Genomic DNA, 25,021 nt, shown 5'->3' with positions numbered 1-25,021 from the left:
CCGAGTGGCGACGACAGAAACAGTCAATACCGAGGACCGGTGAATGTGCAGGGTTCTGATCAAAGAAATTGCTGAGAAAGTGGTTTGGTGTGGCGCGAGGTAGGTCGTAGCTCTCGCAGTCCTTAGACTGACAGTTCCACCCACCGACACATCCGGGAGCATTTTCGTGAGTTGCAGTCCACCGCGTTCGACAGGCCGATCGGCTGATCAGAGTCCGAAGAGCCCAACGAAACGGGAGAGCTGACATGCGCGTCGTGTTCGCCGGAACACCCGAACCCGCGGTTCCTTCACTGCGTCGGCTCATCGAATCCGCCAACCACGAAGTGGTAGCCGTCGTCACGCGTCCGGACGCTGTGGCGGGCCGCGGTCGAAAAGTCGCCCGATCGCCGATCGGTCTGCTTGCCGACGAGCACGGCATCCCGGTGCTGACGCCGGCCAAGGCGTCCGATCCCGACTTCGCGGCCGAACTCGCCCGCCTCGAACCGGACTGTGCACCCGTCGTCGCCTACGGAAACCTGTTGCCACAGAACGTCCTCGACATTCCGAAATACGGTTGGGTCAATCTGCATTTCTCGTTGCTTCCCGCGTGGCGCGGCGCCGCGCCGGTGCAGGCCGCGATCAGTGCCGGTGACGAGGTGACGGGTGCGAGCGCGTTCCGTTTGGAAGCCGGGATGGATACCGGCCCCGTGTACGGAGTGATGACCGAGCGGATTCGCGACACCGATACGGCGGGCGACCTGCTCGGACGTCTCGCGGAAAACGGCGCTGCCCTGCTCGAATCGGTACTCGACGGACTCGAGGCCGGCGAGATCAACGCGGTTCCGCAGTCTGCCGACGGCGTCTCGTATGCCCCCAAGGTGACGGTGGACGCGGCCCGCGTGCGGTGGGAACTGCCCGCTCCCACAGTGGACCGGCATATCCGGGCCGTCACACCCGCGCCCGGGGCATGGACGATGATCGGTGATCTTCGAGTCAAGGTCGGCCCGATCACCGTCACGGACGAGACCCTGGCAGTCGGTGAGATCTCGGTACGCAAGGATGGTCTGTACATCGGTACCGCGACCACCGCGGTGCGACTCGGGCAGATTCAGCCCCCGGGCAAGAAATTGATGTCGGCAGGGGACTGGGCACGCGGTGCCCGACTCGACGCGGAGGTACGAGCACAGTGACCGAATCACGACGACCGGCACGGCGGACACAGGGTCCCGGAGCCAAGACCGGCGGCGGCGGCAAGAACACCAAGCCGAAGCAGGCCAAGCGGCCTGATCCGGCAACCGCCGGGCTCGATCAACCGCGTCTGGCGGCGCGTGACGTCCTGCGCGCGGTCCGTGAGCGTGACGCGTACGCGAACCTGGTTCTGCCAGGGCTCCTGCGTGACCGCAAACTCGACGCACGCGACGCTGCGCTGGCAACCGAACTGGCGTACGGCGCGGCACGTGCTCAGGGGCTGCTGGATGCGGTGATCGCGCATGCAGCGGGTCGGCCGATCGAAGAGATCGACGGAACGCTGCTCGATGTTCTCCGACTCGGCTCGTACCAATTGCTGCGCACTCGTGTCGCACCGCACGCTGCCGTCGCAACTTCGGTCGATCTGGTCCGCGCCGAAAACGGCCAGGGCCGAGCAGGATTCGTCAATGCGGTCCTGCGCCGTGTTTCCGAACGCACCCAGGAGGAGTGGGTCGAGCTGCTGGCCCCGAAGGACCCGGTCGGCCGGCTCGCCTTCGAGCACGCTCACCCCCTGTGGATCGCGCAGGTATTTGCCGACTCGCTCGGCGCTGCTGCCGGTGAACTCGAAGACGTCCTGATCGCCGACGACGCCCGCCCTGCCGTACACCTCGTCGCCCGCCCCGGCGAGATCTCCGCCGAGGAGCTTGCACTGGTGACCGGCGGCGAGATCGGGCCGTACTCGCCGTACGCCGTGCATCTCGACGGCGGTGACCCCGGACAGCTCGAGGCGGTCCGCCAAGGCTTGGCGGGCGTGCAGGACGAGGGCAGTCAGCTGGTGGCCCGCGCCCTCAGCATTGCTCCTCTCGAAGGTGAAGACTCCGGACGCTGGCTCGATCTCTGCGCAGGTCCGGGCGGTAAGGCAGCGCTTCTCGGCGCTCTCGCCGGTATCGAAGGCGGGCGACTCGACGCCGTCGAGCCCGTCGAACATCGCGCCGAACTGATCCGCAAGACCACTCGCGAGCTTCCCGTGGACGTACACGTGGCGGACGGCCGCGAATCCGGGCTCGAACCCGGATACGACCGCATCCTCGTCGACGCTCCCTGCACCGGGTTGGGTGCGCTGCGTCGGCGCCCAGAGGCACGTTGGCGTCGGCAGCCGTCCGATGTGGCCCCGCTCGTGAAGTTGCAGCGTGAATTGCTTGCTGCCGCAATCGAACTGGTTCGCCCCGGCGGAGTGGTGCTGTACTCCACGTGCTCGCCGCACTTGTCGGAAACGCTGGCAGTGGTCGCCGATGCAGTGCGACGTCACGGCGTCGTGGAACTCGACACCAAGGAATTGGTGCCAGGTGTCCCAGACGTCGGCGACGGATCGTCGGTTCAGTTGTGGCCGCACCGACACGGGACCGATGCGATGTTCATGGCCGCTTTGCGCAAGCCGCTGGCCTGATCGGATGACTTCTGGGCATCGGTAGTCGTATGGTGCCTACATGGTTACGTGGGAACAGGTTGTAGTACTCGGTTCGGCTCTTCCCTCCGTGGAAGAGTCGACCTCGTACAACACCCCGGCACTCAAGGTGGCAGGTAAGACTTTTGCGCGGCTCCGCACCGAAGCGGAGGGCGCTTTGGTCGTGATGTGCGGTCTGGACGAGAAGGAGGCGCTACTCGCCAGTGGCGAGGCGGCTTTCTTCACCACCGATCACTATCACGGGCACGGCTCGATCCTCGTGCACCTCGAACTGATCGACGAGGTGCAGTTGGGTGAGATGCTCGAAGACGCGTGGCGGATCAAGGCACCGGCCAAGGTGCGAAAGCTCCACACCGTCGTCAAGAACTGATCTGATTGCACCGGCTCCGATGTGCATGCACGGTCGGCAATGAGACACAGCTAAACTCGGCGTCGTGGCTTCCCCGATGATTGCACCGTCCATTCTGTCCGCAGATTTTGCTCGACTCGCTGATGAAGCGACTGCCGTGTCCGGCTCCGACTGGCTTCACGTCGACGTGATGGACGCGCATTTCGTTCCCAATCTCACGCTGGGTCTGCCGGTGGTCGAGAGTCTGCTGAAGGCGACGGATATTCCGCTCGACTGCCATCTCATGATCGAGAATCCGGAGCGCTGGGCGCCGCCGTACGCCGAGGCCGGTGCGTACAACGTCACGTTTCACGCCGAGGCCACCGACGATCCGCGTTCGGTTGCCCGCGATATTCGTGCAGCTGGTGCCAAGGCGGGGCTGAGCATCAAGCCTGGAACCCCGATCGACGACTACCTGGAAATCCTCAAGGACTTCGACACCCTCTTGATCATGAGCGTCGAACCCGGATTCGGTGGTCAGTCCTTCATGCCTCAGGTGCTCGACAAGGCACGCGCAGTTCGAAAGCTCGTCGACTCGGGTGAGCTGACGCTCCTTGTCGAAATCGACGGCGGCATCAACGCTTCCACGATCGAGCAGGCCGCTGAAGCAGGGATCGACTGCTTCGTCGCCGGTTCGGCGGTGTACGGAGCGAGTGATCCCGGTGAGGCGGTGCGCAAGCTGCGCGCGCAGGCCGCCTCGGCGTCGCCGCACCTGACGCTGTCGGTCTGAGCCGCTCGATGGCAAAGGGTGGACAGGCGTCGACGGCTGATCTCGACGCCGCGATGCAGATCGCGCTGGCCGCAGCTGATTCCGCGCGCGGATTCACCAGCCCCAACCCACCGGTCGGCGCGGTCATCCTCGCTGCCGACGGAACCATCGCGGGCGTCGGTATGACGCAACCGCCCGGTGGACCGCACGCGGAGGTCGTGGCTCTCGACGAGGCCGGCGATGCAGCGCGTGGCGGTACGGCAGTGGTGACACTGGAACCGTGCAATCACCAGGGGCGAACCGGCCCTTGCTCACAGGCATTGATCGATGCCGGAGTCTCGGCGGTTGTCTACGCCGTCGGTGATCCCAATCCCGAGGCTTCCGGCGGCGCAGCGACGCTCATGCGCGCTGGAATCAGCGTCACGGCCGGACTGAGAGCACCCGAGGTGGAAGCTGGTCCACTGCGGGCCTGGCTGCACAAACAGCGCACCGGTCGCCCGCACATCACGTGGAAGTACGCGGCCAGTCTGGACGGACGCAGCGCCGCCGAGGACGGAACGAGTCAGTGGATCACCGGTCCGCAGGCGAGGGCGCGCGTGCATGCGCAGCGAGCGCAGATCGATGCGATCGTGGTCGGTACCGGCACCGTGTTCGCCGACGATCCGTGGCTGACCGCACGTCAGCCCACCGGTGAGCTCGCGGCGCACCAACCCGTTCGCGTCGTCGTCGGAAAGCGCGAAATACCCTCGACGGCAAGCATTCTCGACGACACCGCACCGACTCTGGTGCTCAACACCGACAACATCGACGAAGTAGTCGAGGCGTTGGGGGAGTACACGGACGTACTTCTCGAGGGTGGGCCCCGTCTGGCCGGAGCATTCCTTGCCGCCGGATATGTCGACGTCATAGAGGCATACATCGCTCCGATCCTGCTCGGCGCGGGCGCCTCCGCACTCGTCGATGCCGGAGTGCACACCATCACCGACGCCCACCGATTCCGTTTGGAGTCTGCGGTAACGATCGGCCCCGATATTTTGTTGAGTCTGGTTCCGGAGAGTTCTGCTCCGGGGAACGAGGAGTAGGGCGCGTGTTCACAGGAATTGTGGAAGAACTCGGCGAAATCGTCGCCAAGGAAGAACTGGTCGATGCTGCACGTTTCACGGTGCGCGGGCCACTGGTCACCTCCGACGCCGGCCACGGTGATTCGATCGCGGTCAACGGAGTGTGCCTGACGGTGGTCGACGTGCTTGCCGACGGTTCGTTCACCGCAGATGTCATGCAGGAAACCCTGAACCGCTCGAGCCTGGCGAAATTGGATGTCGGCTCTCGCGTCAACCTCGAGCGTGCCGCGGCGCTGAACAGCCGACTCGGCGGCCACCTGGTTCAAGGGCATGTCGATGGAACAGGCCACGTCATTTCCCGCTCGCCGTCCGAGAACTGGGAGGTAGTGCGGATCGCACTGCCCGACTCCATTTCCCGTTACGTCGTGGAGAAGGGTTCGATCACCGTCGACGGAGTCTCGCTGACGGTCTCCGCGCTGGGCGGAGACCGCGGGTTCGAGTACTTCGAGATCTCGCTGATCCCGACAACGCTCGAGTTGACGACGCTCGGAACCGCTGTGGTCGGTACGCCGGTCAACCTCGAGGTGGACGTGATCGCGAAGTACGTCGAGCGGCTTCACTCTGCCGGTCGGTAGGACCAGGCTGATCGGACCCGTCCGATTGGTCGTAGGGTTGTCAGTGCATCCGTCGGATGCACTTGTTGTATTCGATGATGTGAAAAGTCAAGACTTTGGAGTGCGAGCACGTGACCAGGTTCGACAGTATCGAGCGCGCAGTAGCAGATATCGCTGCAGGTAAAGCTGTTGTCGTCGTGGACGACGAGGATCGCGAGAACGAGGGCGACCTCATCTTCGCCGCCGAGAAAGCCACCCCGGAACTGGTGGCGTTCATGGTCCGGTACACCTCCGGCTACCTGTGCGTGCCGCTCGACGGTGACGATTGCGATCGGCTGGGCCTGCCCCCGATGTACGCCACCAACCAGGACAAGCACGGCACGGCGTACACCGTCACGGTCGACGCCCGTGAGGGAATCGGTACCGGCATCTCGGCGTCGGACCGCGCTGCGACGATGCGTCTGCTCGCCAACCCCGAATCCGGTGCCAACGATTTCACTCGCCCCGGTCACGTCGTTCCGCTCCGCGCGAAGGAAGGCGGAGTACTGCGTCGTCCTGGCCACACGGAAGCTGCAGTCGACCTCGCCCGCATGGCGGACCTGCGTCCTGCCGGCGTCATCTGCGAAATCGTCAGCCAGAAGGACGAAGGCGCGATGGCTCAGACCGACGAGCTGCGAGTATTTGCCGACGAACACAACCTTGCTCTGATCTCGATCGCGGACCTCATCGCGTGGCGTCGCAAGCACGAGAAGCACGTGCTGCGCATCGCCGAGGCCCGCATCCCCACCCGCCACGGTGAGTTCACCGCTGTCGGCTACACGAGCATCTACGACGAGGTCGAGCACGTTGCGCTGGTGCGTGGCGACATCGCAGGCCCCGACGGAGACGGTAGCGACGTGCTCGTCCGCGTTCACTCCGAGTGCCTCACCGGCGACGTCTTCGGTTCGCTGCGGTGCGATTGCGGCCCGCAGCTCGACGCCGCACTGGACATGGTCGCCCAGGAGGGCCGCGGCGTTGTTCTGTACATGCGCGGGCACGAGGGTCGTGGCATCGGTCTCATGCACAAGCTGCAGGCCTACCAGCTCCAGGACGCCGGTTCCGACACCGTCGACGCCAATCTCGAACTCGGCCTACCGGCGGACGCCCGTGACTACGGCATCGGTGCCCAGATCCTCGTCGATCTGGGGATCTCGTCGATGCGTCTGCTGACCAACAACCCGGCCAAGCGTGTGGGTCTGGACGGCTACGGCCTGCAGATCACCGATCGTGTTCCGATGCCGTTGCGCGCGAATGCGGAGAACCTCACCTACCTGCGCACCAAGCGCGATCGGATGGGGCACGATCTGATCGGACTGGACGAGTACGAGGCGAACCAGAACACCGCACAGCCGGGAACCGCATTGTGAGCGGGGAAGGTCAGCCGCAGCTCGCGATCGCCGAGGCCAAGGATCTGAAGCTGGCGATCGTTGCCGGGCAGTGGCACGCGACGATCTCCGAGGCTCTGATCGCCGGCGCGCAGCGCGTCGCGCAGGAGGCACAGATCAAGGACGTGACACTGGTCCGTGTCGCCGGCGCGATCGAACTGCCGGTCGTTGCGCAGGCATTGGCGCGCACGCACGACGCCGTCGTCGCACTCGGTGTTGTCATCCGCGGCGGTACGCCGCACTTCGAGTACGTGTGCGACGCGGTCACCGCGGGCCTCACACGCGTCTCGCTCGACGAAAGCACCCCCGTGGGGAACGGTGTCCTGACCACCGACACCGAGCAGCAGGCTCTTGACCGTTCGGGTCTGCCGGGTAGCGTCGAGGACAAGGGCGCACAGGCCTGCGCCGCCGCACTGGACACCGCAGTGACCCTGCGCCATCTCCGAGCACCATGGACCGAGGATTCGTTTCGATGAGTACACCCGGCGACAACGAGAACTGGGAACTGATCGCGTCACCGCGTAAGTCGACGCGATACGCGATCGGAGTTGCCGTCCTCCTGGTGATCGTTCACGTCACACTTGCACTCCTGCTCCGCCAGGGGTCCACCGGCGTGTACTTCCGTGCCGCGGACCAGATCGCGATGGCAGGCATCGGCACCATTCTGGCTCTCGGTGTGCTGATGTTGACGCGGCCCCGGGTCAAGGTGGGCAAGCAGGGTATCGCCGTACGAAACATCCTGGGCGAGAAGATCGTCGACTGGGATCTGTTCGAGGGACTCTCGTTCCCCGACGGTGCCGCCTGGGCACGCATCGAGTTGCCCGACGACGAGTACATGGCAGTGATGGCGATCCAGTCCAACGACCGCGAGTACGCCGTCGACACGGTCGGTAAGTTCCGCGAACTGGCCGACCGCTACGCACCGGTCGCGCACAAGAGCAACTGACGTCTTCCGACCGGTTCGGTGCCCGCATCCTGCGCGTTTCCGAGTCGGTCGGTGGCGGCGACTAACCTGAAACCGTGCCGGATCCCTCGACTTACCGCCCCGCTACCGGAACCATTCCGGCTGCGCCGGGCGTCTACAAATTTCGCGATCCGCATGGTCGGGTCATTTACGTCGGAAAGGCGAAAAGCCTCCGTTCACGTTTGAACTCGTACTTCGCGGACGTCACGACACTTCATCCCCGTACTCGGCAGATGGTGACCACCGCCGGCAGCGTCGAGTGGACCGTCGTCAGTACCGAAGTCGAAGCGCTTCAGCTCGAGTACAACTGGATCAAGGAATTCGATCCGCGGTTCAACGTCCGGTACCGCGACGACAAGACGTATCCGGTTCTCGCGGTGACGCTCAACGAAGAGTTCCCGCGACTGTTCGTCTACCGCGGTCCGCGGCGCAAGGGTGTCCGGTACTTCGGTCCCTACTCCCATGCCTGGGCGATCCGCGAAACTCTCGATCTGCTGCTACGAGTCTTTCCCGCACGAACGTGCTCGTCCGGAGTCTTCAAACGGCACAACCAGATCGGTCGTCCGTGTCTGCTCGGCTACATCGACAAGTGCTCGGCGCCCTGCGTCGGGCGAGTCAGCGCCGAGGAGCATCGACAGATCGTCGAAGATTTCTGCGACTTCCTCGCCGGCCGCACGGACAAGTTGGTCAAAGATCTCGAAAAGCGCATGCAGCAGGCTTCCGAGGATCTCGACTTCGAGACCGCAGCCCGTCTGCGTGACGATATCGGCGCTTTGCGCAAGGCGCTCGAGAAGCAGGCCGTCGTACTCGGTGACGGCACCGACGCCGATCTCGTCGCCTTTGCCACCGATGATCTCGAAGCCGCCGTTCAGGTGTTCCACGTGCGGGGCGGACGCGTGCGGGGTCAGCGTGGATGGGTCGTGGAGAAGGCAGGCGACGCCATCGACTGGGCCGCACTCGACGCCGAGTCCGACCTGCCGATCCTGGTCGAGCAGTTCCTCACCCAGTTCTACGGGGAGCAGGCGGCCCTCGACCCGGGAGCGGGTTCCGAGGCCGGGATCAGCGCAGTTCCCAAGGAAGTTCTGGTGCCGGTTCTGCCGGCAAACGCGACCGAGATCCAGGCGTGGCTGAGCAAGCTTCGGGGATCGCAAGTGCAACTGCGGGTTCCGCAACGTGGCGACAAGAAAGACCTCGCCGAAACAGTTCAGCGAAACGCGAAAGAGGCTCTGGCGCAGCACAAGCTCAAGCGTGCCGGCGATTTCACTTCGCGTTCTGCGGCGCTGCAGGGCATCCAGGAAGCACTGGACCTGGACTCGGCTCCGCTACGAATCGAATGCATCGACATCAGTCACGTCCAGGGAACCGACGTCGTGGCGTCACTGGTCGTGTTCGAGGACGGGCTCCCGCGTAAGTCGGACTACCGGCACTACGCGATCAAGGAAGCCGCCGGCGACGGTCATTCCGACGACGTCGCGAGTATCGCCGAGATCACGCGTCGGCGGTTCCTGCGCCACAACCGCGACCTGGGCGTCCTCGCGGCGTCGGCGTCGACCATGGACTCGGACGGTGGGGACCTGGCTCCCGAAGCGGCGATCGACCCGGCGACGGGCCGGCCTCGGCGGTTCGCCTATCCGCCCAATCTGTTCGTCGTGGACGGCGGCGCCCCTCAGGTCACGGCGGCAGCGGCGGTCCTCGACGAGCTGGGGGTCACTGACGTCGCGGTAGTCGGGTTGGCCAAAAGACTCGAAGAGGTATGGGTACCGGGGGAAGAAGATCCGGTCATCCTCCCTCGGACGAGCGAGTCGTTGTACCTACTGCAGCGCATCCGAGACGAAGCCCACCGCTTCGCGATCACGTTCCATCGCAGCAAACGCTCGAGGCGGATGACGGCTTCGGCTCTGGATTCGGTCAAGGGGCTCGGTGAAACTCGTCGAACCGCTCTGGTGGCTCACTTCGGTTCCGTGGCGAAGCTGAAAACGGCAACGGTCGAGGAGATCATGCAGGTCCCCGGTATCGGTGAGACCACCGCCACAGCAGTTCTGGCCGCACTCGGCACGGATTCGGCTGCAGCCGACGCGGGCGCTGAAGCTCGAGCGCTGCCAGCCGCGGTAGGGGATGATGAGCTGGACACGGAATCCGAATCGTCTGTTACGTCTGCTGACGCGCCCAGCGCCGAATCCGGTAGCGGCGACGAGGGCTCCGAGTCGCGAGAATTGTCCATGCCGACGACGGGGCCGAGTGCACAGTGACTACCGACAGCGCCAAAGACAGTCGAACGATGGATTTCCTGCTGGTGACGGGATTGTCCGGAGCAGGTTTGAGTACCGCTGCCAAGGTGCTCGAAGACCTCGGCTGGTATGTCGCGGACAATTTGCCACCTGAGCTCATTTCCCGAATGGTCGGTCTGAGCTTGACCTCCGATCCGCCGGTCGATCGTCTGGCCGTCGTGATCGACGTGCGGAGTCGACTCTTCACCGGCGATCTCGGGTGGGTGCTCACCGAGCTCGAGGCGGAACCGATCCACACTCGGGTGCTGTACCTCGAAGCGTCGGACGACGTGTTGATCCGACGGTTCGAACAGGTGCGCCGCAGTCATCCGTTGCAGAACGACGGCATCGACGGCACGTTGTCCGAAGGGATCGCAGCCGAGCGTCGGCAGTTGGCCGTGGTGAAGGCGGCCGCCGATCTGGTCATCGACACGTCGGCACTGAAGGCGCATCAGCTGCGTCAGAAGATCGAAACGGCGTTCGGAAACGATGCCAACCGAACGATGAAGGTGACGGTCCAGTCGTTCGGATTCAAGTACGGCCTGCCCATGGACGCCGATCTCGTCTGTGACGTTCGTTTCCTGCCCAATCCCCACTGGATCCCTGAACTTCGCCCGCACACCGGTCAGGACGCCGACGTTCGCGACTACGTGTTGTCGCGCGAGGGCGCGGAAGACTATCTCGACACCTACCGACATCTGGTGGATTTGACGATCGCCGGATATCGACGAGAAGGAAAGCGCTACATGACAATTGCGGTCGGATGCACCGGCGGTAAGCACCGAAGCGTAGCCATGTCCGAAGCTCTCGCGAGGCGTTTGGGTTCCGAGGACGACATCTCGGTCAGCATCGTGCACCGGGATCTGGGGCGCGAATGAGTGAACCGACACATCGCTCGCGGGAGACACCCGAGGGGCCGGCCATCGTCGCGCTCGGCGGCGGGCACGGATTGTTCGCCACGCTCCAGGCCGTCAGACGCTTGACGTTCGACGTCACCGCCGTGGTCACGGTCGCCGACGACGGTGGTTCGTCGGGCCGGCTGCGCGCCGAACTCGGCGTCATCCCGCCTGGAGACCTCCGGATGGCGCTGGCAGCTCTCGCGTCGGACGAACCCGAGATAGTCGACTGGACTCGGACCATTCAGCATCGCTTCGGCGGTGTCGGCGCACTTGCCGGGCACTCGGTGGGCAATCTCATCCTGGCCGGACTGACCGAGGTGCTCGGCGATCCGGTCGTCGCGCTCGACGAGATGGCGCGACTGCTGCGAATCCGTGGCCGTGTGCTGCCGATGTCGCCGATCGCGCTCGAGATCGAAGCCGACGTTCAGGGACTCGAAGAGGACCCCCGCGTCAGCCGCTGCATTCGTGGACAGGTTGCCGTCGCGACCACCCCGGGCAAGGTTCGGCGTGTGAGACTGCTCCCGTCCAATCCGCCCGCGTGCCCCGATGCCGTGACTGCGATCGATCGTGCCGATCTCGTGGTTCTCGGCCCGGGATCGTGGTTCTCGAGCGTGATCCCACACGTCCTGGTACCCGAACTCGTCGAATCACTGTCGTCGACGAAGGCTCGAAAGGTACTGGTGCTCAATCTCGCACCCGAGCCGGGGGAGACCGCCGGATTCTCCGCGGAGCGTCACCTGCACGTACTCTCCCAACACGTGCCCGATTTCCGGGTCGACTACGTGGTGGTCGACTCGGCGTCGGTACCGGCCGGGCGTGAACGTGAACATCTGCAGCGTGCGGCGGATCAATTTTCAGCCGAAGTCAGGTACGCGGATGTCGCGGACACCTCACCGGGCGCAGCGCATGTACACGATCCGGCAAAACTGGCCGATGTACTGGCTGAACTGTCGAGCAGTGCGGCAGTAGGGGATTCGACACAGTCTTCCCTGCAAGAACAGCAATCCGAAGAACAGAGGGAGAACGCTTCGTGGCAATGACAGCGGAGGTCAAGGACGAACTGAGCCGGTTAGTGGTGACTCAGGTCAGCTGCCGCAAGGCAGAGGTCTCCGCGTTGCTGCGCTTTGCCGGTGGGCTCCACATCGTCGGCGGCCGGGTGGTCGTCGAAGCAGAGGTGGATCTGGGCTCCACGGCGCGACGTCTGCGCCGGGAGATATTCGACCTGTTCACCTACAGTGCCGATGTGCACGTACTCAGTGCGGGCGGGCTTCGAAAGTCCGCTCGCTACATCGTGCGTGTAGCGAAGGAGGGTGAGGCCCTCGCGCGCCAGACGGGACTGCTCGATCTTCGCGGGCGCCCGGTTCGCGGCTTGCCTGCGCAGGTCGTCGGCGGAAGTGTCGGCGACGCCGAAGCAGCGTGGCGCGGTGCGTTCCTCGCGCACGGTTCCCTGACCGAACCCGGCCGTTCGTCGGCGCTCGAAGTGAGCTGCCCCGGCCCGGAAGCTGCACTTGCTCTGGTTGGAGCTGCGCGGCGTCTGGGGATCTCGGCGAAGGCACGTGAGGTTCGCGGAACGGATCGTGTGGTGATCCGCGACGGTGAGGCCATCGGCGATCTCCTGACCCGAATGGGAGCCCAGGACACACGCCTGGTGTGGGAGGAGAGGCGGATGCGACGCGAGGTCCGCGCCACCGCCAATCGTCTCGCCAATTTCGACGACGCAAACCTGCGACGCTCTGCTCGCGCTGCCGTTGCGGCTGCTGCGCGCGTCGAGCGTGCGTTGGAGATCCTCGGTGAGGACGTGCCCGATCACCTCGCGGCGGCGGGTGCACTGCGCGTCGAGCATCGGCAGGCGTCCCTCGAAGAACTCGGCCAGTTGGCCGACCCGCCGATGACCAAGGACGCCGTTGCCGGACGTATCCGTCGCCTGCTGTCCATGGCTGATCGCAAGGCCAAGGAAACGGGCATACCCGACACCGAATCCGCAGTGAATGTGGAGCTACTCGAAGAGGGGTGACCTGCCCTCCGTCAGGGTGGGCTGCGCACGTTCGGGCCACGCGCATTAGGGTATGAGTCACATCGACCGATGAACCCCACGTCCGCGTCGTGCACACATGGATTCGGAGTATGCGTGGGTCAAGTTGCACACCAGAATCATGGTCAAAGGAGCGAATTGTGACTGTCCGGGTTGGCGTAAACGGTTTCGGCCGTATCGGACGTAACTTCTTCAGGGCGGTGGATGCGCAGAAGGCGCTCGGAACCACCGATATCGAGATCGTGGCAGTCAACGACCTGACTGACAACGCGACGCTCGCTCACCTGCTGAAGTACGACTCCATCCTCGGCCGTTTGCCGTACGACGTGTCGCTCGACGGTGACGACACGATCGTCGTCGGCGATCAGCGCATCAAGGCCCTCGCACACCGTGGCCCGTTGAACGAACTTCCCTGGGGCGAGCTGGGCGTCGACGTCGTCGTCGAGTCCACCGGCATCTTCACCGACGCCGCAAAGGCCAAGGGACACCTCGAAGCCGGCGCCAAGAAGGTCATCATCTCGGCTCCGGCCAAGGGTGAAGACATCACCATCGTGATGGGCGTCAACGACGACAAGTACGACGGCAGCCAGAACATCATCTCCAACGCGTCGTGCACCACCAACTGCCTCGGCCCCATCGCCAAGGTTCTCGACGACGAGTTCGGCATCGTCAAGGGTCTGATGACCACGATCCACGCGTACACCCAGGATCAGAACCTGCAGGACGCTCCGCACGCAGACCTCCGTCGCGCCCGCGCAGCTGCCCTCAACATCGTTCCCACCGGTACCGGTGCAGCCAAGGCAATCGGCCTGGTTCTCCCGCAGCTGCTCGGCAAGCTCGACGGCTACGCACTGCGCGTGCCGATCCCCACGGGCTCGGTCACCGACCTCACCGCGAACCTGAAGAAGTCGGCCACCGCCGACGAGATCAACGCTGCGATGAAGGCTGCTGCCGAAGGACCCCTCAAGGGCATCCTGAAGTACACCGACGCACCGATCGTCTCCTCGGACATCGTCACCGACCCGCACTCGTCGATCTTCGACTCGGGTCTGACGAAGGTCATCGACGACCAGGTCAAGATCGTCTCCTGGTACGACAACGAGTGGGGCTACTCCAACCGCCTCGCCGACCTCATCGGCCTCGTCGCCAAGTCTCTCTGAGCGGAGTTTCGATAACAGTGGCAGTTCAGACGCTGAAGGATCTGCTGGACGCTGGGGTCGAGGGGCGCACCGTACTGGTGCGTTCCGACCTCAACGTCCCGTTGGATGGCGGAGAAATCACGGACCCGGGTCGCATCGTCGCGTCCGCTCCCACCCTGCGGGCACTCGCCGAGGGTGGAGCGAAGGTCATCGTGACCGCGCACCTCGGGCGCCCCGACGGTCAGCCCGATCCCAAGTTCTCCCTCGCACCGGTTGCCGCGAAGTTGGCCGAAATCCTCGGTCGTAACGTGCAACTCGCCGGTGACGTCGTGGGACAGGACGCGCTGGCTCGTTCCGAAGGACTCACCGACGGTGACGTCCTGATGCTCGAGAACATCCGTTTCGACCCTCGCGAGACCAGCAAGGACGAAGCCGAGCGGGTCAAGCTCGCCAAGGCTCTCGTCGAGCTGGTCGGTGACGACGGCGCATTCGTCTCCGACGGATTCGGTGTTGTTCACCGTAAGCAGGCGTCGGTCTTCGACGTCGCGAAGCTGCTCCCGCATTACGCCGGATACCTGGTCGGCGCCGAGGTCGAGGTGCTCGCCAAGCTCACGCAGGACGCAGCGCGTCCGTACGCGGTGGTGCTCGGTGGCTCCAAGGTCTCGGACAAGCTGGCCGTCATCGAGGCACTGGCACCGAAGGTCGACACTCTGGTGATCGGCGGCGGAATGTTCTACACGTTCCTCGCGGCTCAGGGTGTGTCCGTGGGCAATTCGCTGTGCGAAGAGTCCATGATCGAGACCTGCAAGGATCTCCTCGACCGGTACGCCGACGTCATCCACATCCCTCAGGATGTTGTCGTCGCGGACTCCTTCTCGGCCGATGCCGAGTCGAAGATCGTTCCGTTCGACAAGATTCCCGACGGCTGGATGGGTCTGGACATCGGACCGGAGTCGGTCAAGCGCTTTGCCGCGATCCTGACCGGCGCCAAGACGGTGTTCTGGAACGGCCCGATGGGCGTGTTCGAGTTCCCGAAGTTCGAGGCAGGCACCCGCGGTGTCGCCGAGGCAATCGTGGAGGCAACCGAGAAGGGCGCCTTCAGCGTCGTCGGCGGCGGCGACTCCGCAGCAGCCGTTCGTCAGCTCGGTATCCCGGACGAGGGCTTCTCGCACATTTCCACCGGTGGTGGCGCTTCCCTCGAGTACCTCGAGGGCAAAGAGCTGCCTGGCATCGCAGTACTGGAAGGCTGATCCGACATGGCACGTAAGCCGTTGATCGCCGGCAACTGGAAGATGAATCTGAACCACCTCGAGGCTATCGCCCTGGTGCAGAAGATCGCTTTCTCCTTGCCTGCGAAGTACTTCGACAAAGTGGACGTCACGGTCATCCCGCCGTTCACCGACATCCGAAGCGTCCAGACGCTGATCGAGGGCGACAAGCTCCTCCTCACGTACGGCGCGCAAGATGTCTCGGCTCATGACTCGGGTGCGTTCACGGGCGAGATCAGCGGCTCCATGCTGGCCAAGCTCGGTTGCACCTTCGTCGTGGTCGGTCACTCCGAGCGTCGCACCCTTCACGGTGAGACCAACGAGACCGTCCTCGCGAAGACGAAGGCTGCTCTCAAGAACGGCCTCACGCCGATCGTGTGCATCGGCGAAGGCCTCGAGATCCGCGAAGCGGGCGAGCATGTCGCCTACAACGTCGACCAGCTCAAGGGTTCGTTGGCGGGCCTGAGCGCGGAGGAGATCTCCAAGATCGTCATCGCGTACGAACCTGTCTGGGCCATCGGCACCGGCCGTGTCGCTTCTGCCGCCGATGCACAGGAAGTGTGTGCTGCGGTACGAGCAACAGTGGCCGAACTTGCCGACGCCGAGGTCGCGGCCGGCGTTCGCGTTCTGTACGGCGGTAGCGTCAGCTCCAAGAACGTCGGAGAGATCGTCGGCCAGACCGACGTCGACGGCGCTCTTGTCGGCGGCGCGTCACTCAAGGCTGACGAGTTCGCGACACTGTCTGCGATCGCTGCAGGCGGTCCACTCCCGTGATGATCGGGTAGTGAGCTGAAACTGCTCGAGACTAAGACTGCGGGTGTGTGACCGAGTAGGTCACACGCCCGCAGTTTTTTGTTCGCGAGTCAGCTCAGGAGTTTGGTTTTCAGAGCGCCGACGAGTTCGGGAGCAAGCTCCAACCCGGAGGTCAAATAGTTCTCGACGGTCCCGTAGTGGTCATCCACCTGCTCGAAGGCAGCGCCCAGGTAACTCGCGTCGACGGAAAGCAGCAACCGGATCACCTCGCCCTTGTCTGCATCTGTGGCAGCGGCGATCTTCGCGACTGTTGCCTCGATGTACTCGGCCGAGTACGTGTTCGTGAGCAGGTAGTCCGCCGTGATCGTTTCGCGCGGTACACCAGCGAGTGTCTGCAGTAGTGCTGCCGCCCAACCTGTTCGGTCCTTGCCCGCCGTGCAGTGGAAGAGTTGCGGCCCCTCGGTGGTCGCCAGGGCGGCGAACAACTGCGAAAATCCGTTCCGAGTGACGGGGTCTGCGACAAAGCTGCGATTGATGTTCTGCATGAAAGCTGTTGCAGCGTCCGCTGTTCGGAGAGCCATCGCTTCGGCGTGGATGTTTTCGGACAGGATGGGAATGTGGGCGTACATCGCCGGCGCCGGCACGATGTCGGGAGTTTCGTTCGCCTCGGTTTCGGAGCGCACGTCATAGACGGCGGTCAGCCCCAGCGATTCCACGATTGCAAGATCCTCGGGCGAGGGCGTCAGTACGTTTGCACGGTAGAAGACTCCGCGGCTCATCGCCTGTCCGCTGGTCGTGACGTACCCGGGGCCGGCCACGTCGCGGAAGTTGTGAATCGAAGCCAGACGCGGTGTGTCAGGCAGGGGTGTGTCGGGCAGGGCAGTGTTGGGCAGGGCAGTGTCGGAAAGCTTGGAGCCGGCCTTTCGGAGGTAGAGTCGCGTCAACTGAAAAACTACTGAATCGGTATCTCGACAGTGTGATCGATGCCACTGATCAAGAGTCGTGCCTGGCCGGGTGCAAAGTCATGTGCGAGGCGGGTATGTGGTCAGGCTATCTGCGCGCGCCTGTATGGTGATATCGGTTGTAGTTGTCCCTATTGGATTGGTGGACGTAGACAGACATGAAACTGTTCCTGGATATCCTGCTGGTCATCACCAGCTTGCTCCTCATCGCCTTGGTGCTCCTGCATCGCGGTAAGGGCGGCGGTTTGTCGAGTCTGTTCGGTGGCGGTGTCCAGTCCAGCCTGTCCGGATCGACTGTTGTCGAGAAGAACCTCGACCGGTTGACGGTCTTCACCGCGTTGATCTGGCTCATTTCGATCGTCGGCATCGGCCTGGAGATCAAGTTCGCCTGATTCTCGGCTCATGACTTACAGCCGGTAGTTTTTCACACACGAATTTCAGACACGGAACCCCGCCTATCGAGCGGGGTTCTTTGTTTCGGTCGATAATTGTGTGATGACTGAAACCGCGTCGCATCGAGAAACACCGCGAGAGGCCACCGAGCCGCTGCGCGAAGACATCCGGCTTCTCGGCGGAATACTCGGACAAATAGTGCGAGAGCAAGCCGGCGACGATGTGTTCGATCTGGTCGAGCGAGCCCGTGTCGAGTCGTTCCGAGTCCGTCGTTCGGAGATCGATCGCGCCGAACTGGTGTCGCTGTTCGCCGAAATCAGTACGGACGACGCCATTCCCGTCATCCGGGCGTTCAGTCACTTCGCACTGCTCGCCAACCTGGCCGAGGACATCCACCGCGAGCGTCGACGGGCCATCCACGTCAACGCGGGGGAACCGCCCCGCGACAGCACTCTCGCGGCCACGTACACCAAACTTGATGCAGCCGATATCGATTCGGCCACCGTCGAAGAAGCGCTTCGGGGCGCCCTGGTCTCACCCGTCATCACCGCTCACCCGACGGAGACTCGACGCCGTACGGTGTTCGAGACGCAGAGTCGGATCACCGAGTTGATGCGATACCGCGAGCGCACGGCGCTGAGCGTCGCAGAAACCGCTGATGTCGATCTGCAATTGCGCCGTCAGATCCTGACCCTGTGGCAGACGGCTCTGATCCGGCTCAGCCGCCTCCGCATCCAGGATGAAATCGAGGTAGGCCTGCGCTACTACGACGCAGCGTTGTTCGAGGTGATTCCGAAGATCAACGCCGAGGTTCGCAAAGCGCTGCGCACTCGTTGGCCGGACGCCGGGCTCCTGCCGGAACCGATCCTGAGGCCGGGTTCGTGGATCGGCGGTGACCGAGACGGCAATCCGTACGTGACCGGCGAAATCGTCCAGCGCGCCACGTCGCGCGCTGCGGCGACTGCTCTCGAGCATCACCTCGAGGAACTCGATCATCTCGAGCGTGAACTGTCGATGTCGGCGCGGCTGGTTTCCGTCACGCCCGAACTCGATCTGCTGGCGTCTACCTCCGGCGACGACTCTGCCTTCCGGGCCGACGAGCCGTACCGTCGCGCGATTCGCGGTATCCGCGGGCGCTTGAGCGCCACAGCACTGACGGTACTGGGGGAGTTGCCCGCCCACGGGTCCGACGACGGACTCGAGGCGTACACCGACCCGGCACAGTTGCAGCGGGATCTCGGAATCATCGACACCTCGTTGCGTCGTTTCGGTGACGAGACCATCGCCGACGATCGACTCGATCGGCTCCGAGAAGCGGTGGAGGTGTTCGGCTTTCACCTGTCCGGTCTGGACATGCGGCAGAACTCCGAGGTACACGAAAGCGTCGTCGCAGAACTTCTGGCGTGGGCCGGAGTTCACCCGGACTACGCGTCCTTGCCGGAAGCCGATCGAGTCGAATTGCTGTCGGCCGAGTTGACGACGCGGCGACCACTGACTTCGCCGGACGCCGAGTTCAGCGAATTGACCACCAAGGAACTGGCCATCATGGCGGCCGGTGCCAAGGCAGTGCGGGTTCTCGGAGCGGGCGCAGTACCCAACTACATCATCAGCATGTGTACCTCGGTCAGTGACATGCTCGAGGCCGCAGTGCTGCTCAAAGAGGTCGGGGTGCTCGATCCGGGCGTCGGTAGCGAGCCCTCGTGCCCGATCGGCATCGTGCCGTTGTTCGAGACGATCGAGGATCTGCAGGGCGGCGCCGACACATTGCTGGCGACGCTCGACATCCCGATCTATCGTGCGATCGTCCGTTCCCGTGGTGACAGTCAAGAAGTGATGCTCGGGTACTCCGACTCGAACAAGGACGGCGGGTACCTGGCAGCCAACTGGGCGCTGTACCGTGCCGAACTCGACCTCGTCGATGCCGCGCGTAAGAGCGGAATCAGGTTGAGGCTCTTCCACGGCCGCGGCGGAACCGTCGGACGTGGCGGCGGACCGAGTTACGAAGCGATTCTGGCTCAGCCTCCCGGTGCAGTCGCGGGTTCTCTGCGAATCACCGAGCAGGGTGAGGTGATTGCGGCCAAGTACGCCGAACCGCGTCTGGCACATCGCAACCTCGAAACACTCATCGCCGCGACTATTGAGTCGACGTTGCTCGACGTCGAAGGACTCGGCAGCGATGCCGACGCTGCCTACGCGGTACTGGACGAGCTCGCGTCCCTCGCCCGCACCGCGTACAGCGAACTGGTGCACGACACACCAGGATTCGTGCAGTACTTCGAAGCGTCCACACCGGTCGCCGAGATCGGGGCACTCAACATCGGCTCTCGCCCGGCCTCTCGCAAGCAGACCAAGGCGATCTCCGACCTGCGAGCAATTCCCTGGGTGCTCTCGTGGAGTCAGTCTCGCGTGATGCTTCCGGGTTGGTACGGAACCGGCGCCGCGTTCGAAAGATGGATAGACGGAGACTACACTCGGCTTGCCACGTTGACGGCCCTGTACGAGAAGTGGCCGTTCTTCCGAACCGTGCTCTCGAACATGGCCATGGTGATGTCGAAGTCGGATCTCGGTTTGGCGGCCCGGTACGCGGACCTCGTGCCCGACGCCGAACTGCGCGATCGAGTCTTCGGAATGATCACCGACGAGCACGAACGCACAATTCGCATGTACAAGGCAATCACGGGCAACGAGAACCTCTTTGCCGACAACTCGGGCCTCGAGCGTTCGGTCCACAACCGGTTCCCGTACCTCGAACCTCTCAACCATCTACAGGTCGAGCTGATCCGTCGGTACCGTTCCGGCGACGAGAGCGATCAGGTGCGTCGGGGTATCCAGCTGACGATGAACGGCCTGGCCACTGCGCTTCGTAACAGTGGCTAGGTAACAGCGGCTGGTTCTGCAGGTTTACCAGGGTGTGCGTGCGGCGACTCTAGAGCTGTCGCACGCACACCCAACGCTGCGCACCGGACCGAACGGGGACCGCAGTGGATCTGCAATTGGACGGACGAACTGCCGTCGTTACCGGCGCGGGAAAAGGTATCGGACTGGCTGTCACGCGGGCGTTGGTGGCCGAGGGAGTCCACGTCGTCGCGGGCTCGCGGACGCTCTCGCCGGAACTCGAATCGCTGCAGTCCGGCGGCGCCGTCACCTTTGTCGGCGTCGACCTCGCGAGTGTCGAAGGATCAACCCGACTGCTCGAGGTTGCAGCAGCGAGGGGCGGCGTCGACATCCTGGTCAACAACGTCGGGGCCGTCACCCCGAGAACGAGCGGTTTCGCGGCCATCACAGACGAAGAGTGGGCGGCGTCGTTCAATCTGACGTTCTTGTCGGCTGTACGCACTGTTCGCGCTGCGCTGCCGGAGTTGATCCGCCGAGGTGGCGGGAGCATCGTGACGATCAGTTCGGTCAACGCATTCTTACCTGACCGCACGGTGATCGACTACAGCGCCGCCAAAGCGGCGTTGACCAACTTCTCGAAGTCGTTGTCGAAAGAACTGGGCGGGCAGGGGATCCGCGTCAATACCGTCAGCCCTGGCCCGGTGCAAACGGAGTTGTGGCTCGGCAAGCACGGAGTGGCCTCGACGCTGGCGAAGGCGAGTGGGTCAGCCGCCGACAACATCGTCGAAAGCGCCGCGGCCGGAGCCGAGACTGGGCGGTTCACCTTCCCCGAAGAGGTTGCCGACCTGGTGTTGTTCCTCGCCAGCGATCGTGCGGGGAACGTGACAGGCGCGGATTTCGTGATCGACGGCGGTCTGATCAAGACCTTGTGATCATTGCTGCCTGAAACCTGATCATGTGCGCGACGGTCGACGACGTGATGCACAGGATCACTGCGGACGCGATGACCACCCACAGTCCCCACCCGATGGACGGTCCGGCAGTGTGCCCTGCGAACTCGGTACTACGTCGCACGATGGACGCGGCGTTTCCGACGGCAACGATCAATACCGCGATTCCGACCAAAGGGCCGGTGCAGTGATTCTTGATCTCGGGCGTGACGTCTCGAACCATGAGGGTGATCAGCGCGGTCACCGCGCAGAGAGCGAGGACGAGAGTGATCACTCCGCATTCGTCGATACCACTGTGGTCCAGCGCGGAGGATGACGTCCACGGGCCGAGGCTTCCGGCGACGATCCCGGCGCACGCCCAGAGCGATCCGATGAGGCTAGGTCCGAAACGGTCGGGCATGAGGGAGGGAATTGCGCGGGTCGACGGCGTCTGAAACCCGAAGGCGCGTTGGTGATCCGGCTGATTGGGTGTGAACGTCACGGGACGGACCACCTTTCCTCCGCGGCGTCGAGCCGCCCAATCCAATGCTTTTCCGGAGTCTAAGGGCCGCCCAGTTCACTTTTGCCGAATCGAGCGAAATTGATCGAACCGGCGCTAGGGCTCGAGCAACTCGGCGCGAGAATATTCGTTGCAGCCCGCACCGACGAGGCGCTTACTGATCAAACGGCGTCGTGAACGACACTGGTTTGCCGGCGGCGCGCGCGTACGCGATCTCTCGGCGCGTGGACTCACCGATGTATCCGCGAGGGTTGACGACCAGAACCCGATCGGCGAGGTCGATCTTGCGCAGATGGAGCGCGTCGAGCAGGATCTTCTGCTCGACAGAGACCGCCTCGTCTGCTTCACCCGGCGCGACGACGATCACGCCCGCGAACGTCAGGTCGCGGTTCGCCTCCCACATCTCTTCAGCGAATCGCGCAGAGCCGCAGATACATACAATCTCAGGTCGATCGGGCACGGTTCAGTCTCTCATCGACGCGAGAGCCCGCGGCCACACCAGTCTCGTCAGTTATCTTCGGCAACGCACCCCAGCTGTCAGTGAACGAAGTCCAGAGCTTCCTTGATCCACGCGTTGAATTCGACGTTCGAACTCGTCCCGGTTCGGTCGACGACGATCCATCCCTTGCTCATCGGCTTACCCCGCATCTCGGGCCAACTTGCACCCTTGTGCGTCAGAAGCTCGTCGACTCGATCGGGGTCACACCGAACCATGATGTTGCCGTGTGAGTTCGCACTGGCGGCCAGCTTCCCGTTCACCATGAAGCTCAGCCCACCGAACATCTTTACTTCCTCGACGTCGTCCTCGCCCGAGAGCGCATCGCGGATACGCTCAGCCAGCGCTTTGTCGTATGCCATGGAGGCCTCCTGGGGTGGAGTTCCAGGTTAGATCAGATGGCGCAGGTACGTGTGCGGGTCGTGAAGGAACCGCTGCCAGTTCGACACCAGATCGAGGTCCTCCCAGCTCGAGGCTCGGATTCCCCATTCTCCGATCTCGAGCAGGTTGGCGTTCGGCAGCGCCGCGATGATCGGCGAGTGCGTCGCGATCACCGCCTGCGCGCCGGATTCCACCAACTCGCCGAGCAGCGCGGCCAGTGTCAGGGTCCCCTGGAAGGAGAGTGCGGCATCGGGTTCGTCGATGAGATAGAAGCCGCCGTCGGCGGTCCTCGACGACAGGATCTCGAGCAGCGCCTCACCGTGGGAGAGGTGATGGTAAAGCGGTTCAGGTCGCTTGGGATTGGGGTTGTCCTCCAAGTACGTGTACAAACCGTGCAGGGTTTCGTCTCGGAGGTAGTACGCCCACTTCGATGCTCCGGGACTCCGCTCGATCACAAGGTCGAGGCCGCCCGGTTCACTCGATCGAGTCTGATGCCGCGTATTGGTCGACCCGCCTTCGGCGTTGAGACCGAGAACGGCGGCAATAATTTCGATGACGGTCGACTTTCCCGCTCCGTTTTCGCCGACCAGAATGGTGACACCCGGTGGAAGCTCGAGACCGTGCTGAACGATCTGCGCGACTGCAGGCACCGTCATCGGCCAGCTGCCTACGTCGGCGCCCGACGATGGCCCGGCCTTGATGCGGCGGATGGGTTGTCTCTGCACGGCCATACGTTCTCACAAGGCTCCGACGAGAACGGACGTTAGTGGCGCTGCGCGAGCAATTCGACGATCCGAGCCACGAGATCGAGAGGGATCGGTTTGTTCAGCGGGAACTTCACCGTTGATTTCGCAGCCCGGTAAGGGTCGACGGACTTCTCGAACTCGGCGTCACCCGCCGGGAGCGGGTACATCGAGATGTGGTTTTTCCAGCCTGCGAAGTGAATCAGGTTCTTTCCGTTCACCGTCATGGTCGGCATCTGATAGCTGATGGTCTCATCGAGGCCTGAAACCGTGTTGTGAATCGTCTCGCGGATACTCTCGAGGGCTGGTTGCACGTCGGTGGGAAACGAAGCGATGTATTCGTTGATCGTCGCGAATTCGGCCATGCGCGGATCATAATCGCGCTCCGACTCCCAATTGCGGCGACTTGGGGGACAAATGAGACCATTAGGTATGAAAAATCTGGAACCTTGGGAGTTCGCCGGCATGCTCACGCATCTGCGTGCCTACCTGACCAACGCAAGGCGCTTTCTGTGGGGGTGGTCTTACCGCGAGGTAGACGGCTCGTCGGAAGATCGTTGACTAGTCACGTTCAGCGTTGGTAATGCCAGAAATCGGGGCGGCTGCCGTCCGCGTCGGTGAACCCGTATTCCGTTCCGAGTTCGCCTGAACTGACCGATCGCTGATTCCATCGCTGTCGATTCGGATCGGCAGCGATGGCCGCGATCGCACGTCCGATGAATCTTGGCGACTCGGAGCGTGCGAAATCCGCGGGCGCAGTCGGACAATCCCGCTCCGGCAACAGAGCGTCACGCCAATTCGATTCGCCGACACCAAAATTGTCGAGCATCATCTCCGATCGCAGGAACCCGGGAGTGATGGCGACGGCAGTACAGCCGAACGGGGCAAGTTCGTGGCCTTGCGAAAATGCGAGCCTGTTCACGGACACCTTTGCCAAGTCGTAGAACACCGAGATGCGATAGTTCGATGCGTTGTATTCGGTAGTGCCATCGGTTATTTCGGCGACCAGTCCGCCTGGCCGATCAGTCATGAGCGGCAGGAGGTGGTGCGACGTGGTGATGTGGGTGTCGATCGCCAGACGCAAGATGTGAAACCCCTTGTCCAGATCGTGTTCCCATACCGGCGTGTTCCACTCCGCCGGCCCACCCTTGAGTAATTCCGCGCCCCAGATGTCGTTGACCAAGATGTCGATATGGTGATAGTCGATTCGCAAGCGTTCGGCGAGATCAGCCACTTGTTTGCTCTTGAGATGATCGACGGCAATCGGCACGCCGACGCCGCCCAGCTCGGTGACCAACTCTGCCGTCTCTTCGATGGTCTCTCCGCGCGGATAGTCCGACTGAAGAATTCCGGCAGATGTGCTCCGGCCAGTGCAGATGACGGTTGCACCGGCCTCGCCCAATGCCGCGGCGATTCCGCGTCCGGCGCCCCTCGTCGCCCCGGCAACTACAGCCACTCGCCCGCGAAGTGCGTCCGGATTCGGTGTCCACGACATTGTTCGATTGTTCTCGCCTGGATTGATTCGTTCAAGAGTGAAAGCGATCTGCGGAACCGAACCTTACTTCGCGGCGTCCAAGGTAGTAATCACTCGGATGAAGGAGGCAGGGGGAGA

The 25,021-nt window shown here is 63.4% G+C and carries 27 protein-coding genes; 20 read left to right on the top strand and 7 right to left on the bottom strand.

Annotated elements, in window-relative coordinates; genetic code table 11:
* Positions 1 to 245: 245 nt before the first annotated feature.
* The 16 genes from fmt (at position 246) to tpiA (ending at position 16,171) form a co-directional block, all read left to right on the top strand.
* Positions 246 to 1,169 (top strand): methionyl-tRNA formyltransferase, encoded by a 924-nt coding sequence (fmt, locus tag ATN38_RS31465; protein WP_218749349.1) that lies wholly within the window; start codon positions 246 to 248, stop codon positions 1,167 to 1,169.
* Positions 1,166 to 2,614 (top strand): RsmB/NOP family class I SAM-dependent RNA methyltransferase, encoded by a 1,449-nt coding sequence (locus ATN38_RS31460; protein ID WP_047270385.1) that lies wholly within the window; start codon positions 1,166 to 1,168, stop codon positions 2,612 to 2,614. Before fmt ends, ATN38_RS31460 begins: the two co-directional genes overlap by 4 nt.
* A gap of 40 nt (positions 2,615 to 2,654) precedes the next feature.
* Positions 2,655 to 3,002 carry an MmcQ/YjbR family DNA-binding protein gene (locus ATN38_RS31455; protein WP_003944924.1) on the top strand — a complete coding sequence of 116 codons (348 nt, stop codon included), beginning with the start codon at positions 2,655 to 2,657 and terminating at the stop codon, positions 3,000 to 3,002.
* Between the two features lie 64 nt (positions 3,003 to 3,066).
* Positions 3,067 to 3,750, top strand: coding sequence for a ribulose-phosphate 3-epimerase (gene rpe / locus ATN38_RS31450; protein WP_019748384.1), 684 nt, complete (start codon positions 3,067 to 3,069; stop codon positions 3,748 to 3,750).
* Positions 3,751 to 3,758: 8 nt separating this feature from the next.
* Positions 3,759 to 4,811 (top strand): bifunctional diaminohydroxyphosphoribosylaminopyrimidine deaminase/5-amino-6-(5-phosphoribosylamino)uracil reductase RibD, encoded by a 1,053-nt coding sequence (ribD, locus tag ATN38_RS31445; RefSeq protein ID WP_030536416.1) that lies wholly within the window; start codon positions 3,759 to 3,761, stop codon positions 4,809 to 4,811.
* Positions 4,812 to 4,816: 5 nt separating this feature from the next.
* Complete coding sequence (locus tag ATN38_RS31440; RefSeq protein ID WP_003944892.1) at positions 4,817 to 5,425, top strand: riboflavin synthase; 609 nt, start codon at positions 4,817 to 4,819, stop codon at positions 5,423 to 5,425.
* Positions 5,426 to 5,535: 110 nt separating this feature from the next.
* On the top strand, positions 5,536 to 6,810 hold the full coding sequence (locus ATN38_RS31435; RefSeq protein WP_003944833.1) for a bifunctional 3,4-dihydroxy-2-butanone-4-phosphate synthase/GTP cyclohydrolase II: 1,275 nt from the start codon (positions 5,536 to 5,538) through the stop codon (positions 6,808 to 6,810).
* Entirely contained in the window at positions 6,807 to 7,304 is a 498-nt protein-coding gene (gene ribH, locus ATN38_RS31430; protein ID WP_003944999.1) for a 6,7-dimethyl-8-ribityllumazine synthase, read from the top strand. The genes ATN38_RS31435 and ribH overlap by 4 nt, the downstream gene beginning before the upstream one ends.
* Positions 7,301 to 7,774 carry a PH domain-containing protein gene (locus ATN38_RS31425; RefSeq protein WP_003944987.1) on the top strand — a complete coding sequence of 158 codons (474 nt, stop codon included), beginning with the start codon at positions 7,301 to 7,303 and terminating at the stop codon, positions 7,772 to 7,774. The genes ribH and ATN38_RS31425 overlap by 4 nt, the downstream gene beginning before the upstream one ends.
* A gap of 74 nt (positions 7,775 to 7,848) precedes the next feature.
* Entirely contained in the window at positions 7,849 to 10,041 is a 2,193-nt protein-coding gene (gene uvrC / locus ATN38_RS31420; RefSeq protein WP_003944805.1) for an excinuclease ABC subunit UvrC, read from the top strand.
* Complete coding sequence (rapZ, locus tag ATN38_RS31415) at positions 10,038 to 10,937, top strand: RNase adapter RapZ (protein ID WP_003944872.1); 900 nt, start codon at positions 10,038 to 10,040, stop codon at positions 10,935 to 10,937. Before uvrC ends, rapZ begins: the two co-directional genes overlap by 4 nt.
* The gene (gene yvcK, locus ATN38_RS31410) at positions 10,934 to 11,998 is read left to right on the top strand and encodes a uridine diphosphate-N-acetylglucosamine-binding protein YvcK (RefSeq protein ID WP_042445666.1); all 1,065 of its coding nucleotides are present in this window, start codon (positions 10,934 to 10,936) and stop codon (positions 11,996 to 11,998) included. Before rapZ ends, yvcK begins: the two co-directional genes overlap by 4 nt.
* Entirely contained in the window at positions 11,995 to 12,972 is a 978-nt protein-coding gene (gene whiA / locus ATN38_RS31405) for a DNA-binding protein WhiA (RefSeq protein ID WP_021344225.1), read from the top strand. Before yvcK ends, whiA begins: the two co-directional genes overlap by 4 nt.
* A gap of 158 nt (positions 12,973 to 13,130) precedes the next feature.
* On the top strand, positions 13,131 to 14,150 hold the full coding sequence (gap, locus tag ATN38_RS31400) for a type I glyceraldehyde-3-phosphate dehydrogenase (protein WP_003944851.1): 1,020 nt from the start codon (positions 13,131 to 13,133) through the stop codon (positions 14,148 to 14,150).
* Between the two features lie 17 nt (positions 14,151 to 14,167).
* A complete protein-coding gene (pgk, locus tag ATN38_RS31395) occupies positions 14,168 to 15,379 on the top strand; it encodes a phosphoglycerate kinase (protein ID WP_003944901.1) in 1,212 nt (403 codons plus the stop codon).
* 6 nt (positions 15,380 to 15,385) lie between these two features.
* Positions 15,386 to 16,171: a triose-phosphate isomerase gene (gene tpiA, locus ATN38_RS31390; protein WP_042445664.1), complete on the top strand. Its 786-nt coding sequence runs from the start codon at positions 15,386 to 15,388 to the stop codon at positions 16,169 to 16,171.
* Positions 16,172 to 16,260: 89 nt separating this feature from the next.
* On the opposite strand, the gene ATN38_RS31385 is transcribed toward tpiA, so the two are convergent.
* On the bottom strand, positions 16,261 to 17,094 hold the full coding sequence (locus ATN38_RS31385) for a tyrosine-protein phosphatase (RefSeq protein WP_218749348.1): 834 nt from the start codon (positions 17,092 to 17,094) through the stop codon (positions 16,261 to 16,263).
* A 176-nt stretch (positions 17,095 to 17,270) separates the two neighbouring features.
* On the opposite strand from ATN38_RS31385, the gene secG reads away from it, so the two are divergent.
* The 3 genes from secG to ATN38_RS31370 all read left to right on the top strand — a co-directional run bounded on the left by secG (position 17,271) and on the right by ATN38_RS31370 (position 21,272).
* Entirely contained in the window at positions 17,271 to 17,504 is a 234-nt protein-coding gene (secG, locus tag ATN38_RS31380) for a preprotein translocase subunit SecG (protein WP_003944946.1), read from the top strand.
* Between the two features lie 103 nt (positions 17,505 to 17,607).
* On the top strand, positions 17,608 to 20,382 hold the full coding sequence (ppc, locus tag ATN38_RS31375) for a phosphoenolpyruvate carboxylase (RefSeq protein ID WP_218749347.1): 2,775 nt from the start codon (positions 17,608 to 17,610) through the stop codon (positions 20,380 to 20,382).
* A 104-nt stretch (positions 20,383 to 20,486) separates the two neighbouring features.
* Positions 20,487 to 21,272, top strand: a complete 786-nt coding sequence (locus ATN38_RS31370) for an oxidoreductase (RefSeq protein WP_218749346.1) — start codon at positions 20,487 to 20,489, stop codon at positions 21,270 to 21,272.
* On the opposite strand, the gene ATN38_RS31365 is transcribed toward ATN38_RS31370, so the two are convergent.
* The 5 genes from ATN38_RS31365 to ATN38_RS31345 form a co-directional block, all read right to left on the bottom strand.
* Entirely contained in the window at positions 21,259 to 21,771 is a 513-nt protein-coding gene (locus tag ATN38_RS31365) for a hypothetical protein (protein WP_242430721.1), read from the bottom strand. The two genes, ATN38_RS31370 and ATN38_RS31365, sit on opposite strands and share 14 nt — an antisense overlap.
* 172 nt (positions 21,772 to 21,943) lie before the next feature.
* Entirely contained in the window at positions 21,944 to 22,192 is a 249-nt protein-coding gene (locus tag ATN38_RS31360; RefSeq protein WP_256932256.1) for a hypothetical protein, read from the bottom strand.
* A 134-nt stretch (positions 22,193 to 22,326) separates the two neighbouring features.
* Positions 22,327 to 22,647 (bottom strand): TfoX/Sxy family protein, encoded by a 321-nt coding sequence (locus tag ATN38_RS31355; RefSeq protein ID WP_003944891.1) that lies wholly within the window; start codon positions 22,645 to 22,647, stop codon positions 22,327 to 22,329.
* A gap of 27 nt (positions 22,648 to 22,674) precedes the next feature.
* Positions 22,675 to 23,397, bottom strand: a complete 723-nt coding sequence (locus ATN38_RS31350; protein ID WP_218749344.1) for an AAA family ATPase — start codon at positions 23,395 to 23,397, stop codon at positions 22,675 to 22,677.
* Between the two features lie 32 nt (positions 23,398 to 23,429).
* Positions 23,430 to 23,774: an iron chaperone gene (locus tag ATN38_RS31345; protein WP_058038770.1), complete on the bottom strand. Its 345-nt coding sequence runs from the start codon at positions 23,772 to 23,774 to the stop codon at positions 23,430 to 23,432.
* A gap of 67 nt (positions 23,775 to 23,841) precedes the next feature.
* Here ATN38_RS31345 and ATN38_RS33040 point away from each other — a divergent pair, with 67 nt between their 5' ends.
* Positions 23,842 to 23,970, top strand: a complete 129-nt coding sequence (locus tag ATN38_RS33040; protein WP_256932255.1) for a hypothetical protein — start codon at positions 23,842 to 23,844, stop codon at positions 23,968 to 23,970.
* Between the two features lie 10 nt (positions 23,971 to 23,980).
* On the opposite strand, the gene ATN38_RS31340 is transcribed toward ATN38_RS33040, so the two are convergent.
* The gene (locus ATN38_RS31340; protein ID WP_218749343.1) at positions 23,981 to 24,904 is read right to left on the bottom strand and encodes an SDR family oxidoreductase; all 924 of its coding nucleotides are present in this window, start codon (positions 24,902 to 24,904) and stop codon (positions 23,981 to 23,983) included.
* Positions 24,905 to 25,021 lie beyond the last annotated feature (117 nt).

The sequence above is a fragment of the Rhodococcus sp. FH8 genome, from assembly GCF_019266085.1.
Taxonomy (GTDB): domain Bacteria; phylum Actinomycetota; class Actinomycetes; order Mycobacteriales; family Mycobacteriaceae; genus Rhodococcus_F; species Rhodococcus_F qingshengii.
The sequence above is the reverse complement of the archived record's forward strand: the minus strand, read 5'-3'. Positions and strand labels throughout refer to the sequence as shown.

Coding starts and splice junctions, on each gene's coding strand:
- fmt (WP_218749349.1), top strand. CDS start 246: ATGCGCGTCGTGTTCGCCGGAACACCCGAACCCGCGGTTCCTTCACTG.
- ATN38_RS31455 (WP_003944924.1), top strand. CDS start 2,655: ATGGTTACGTGGGAACAGGTTGTAGTACTCGGTTCGGCTCTTCCCTCC.
- ribD (WP_030536416.1), top strand. CDS start 3,759: ATGGCAAAGGGTGGACAGGCGTCGACGGCTGATCTCGACGCCGCGATG.
- ATN38_RS31425 (WP_003944987.1), top strand. CDS start 7,301: ATGAGTACACCCGGCGACAACGAGAACTGGGAACTGATCGCGTCACCG.
- yvcK (WP_042445666.1), top strand. CDS start 10,934: ATGAGTGAACCGACACATCGCTCGCGGGAGACACCCGAGGGGCCGGCC.
- whiA (WP_021344225.1), top strand. CDS start 11,995: ATGACAGCGGAGGTCAAGGACGAACTGAGCCGGTTAGTGGTGACTCAG.
- tpiA (WP_042445664.1), top strand. CDS start 15,386: ATGGCACGTAAGCCGTTGATCGCCGGCAACTGGAAGATGAATCTGAAC.
- secG (WP_003944946.1), top strand. CDS start 17,271: ATGAAACTGTTCCTGGATATCCTGCTGGTCATCACCAGCTTGCTCCTC.
- ppc (WP_218749347.1), top strand. CDS start 17,608: ATGACTGAAACCGCGTCGCATCGAGAAACACCGCGAGAGGCCACCGAG.
- ATN38_RS31360 (WP_256932256.1), bottom strand. CDS start 22,192: ATGTGGGAGGCGAACCGCGACCTGACGTTCGCGGGCGTGATCGTCGTC.
- ATN38_RS31355 (WP_003944891.1), bottom strand. CDS start 22,647: ATGGCATACGACAAAGCGCTGGCTGAGCGTATCCGCGATGCGCTCTCG.
- ATN38_RS31350 (WP_218749344.1), bottom strand. CDS start 23,397: ATGGCCGTGCAGAGACAACCCATCCGCCGCATCAAGGCCGGGCCATCG.
- ATN38_RS31345 (WP_058038770.1), bottom strand. CDS start 23,774: ATGGCCGAATTCGCGACGATCAACGAATACATCGCTTCGTTTCCCACC.
- ATN38_RS33040 (WP_256932255.1), top strand. CDS start 23,842: ATGAAAAATCTGGAACCTTGGGAGTTCGCCGGCATGCTCACGCATCTG.
- ATN38_RS31340 (WP_218749343.1), bottom strand. CDS start 24,904: ATGTCGTGGACACCGAATCCGGACGCACTTCGCGGGCGAGTGGCTGTA.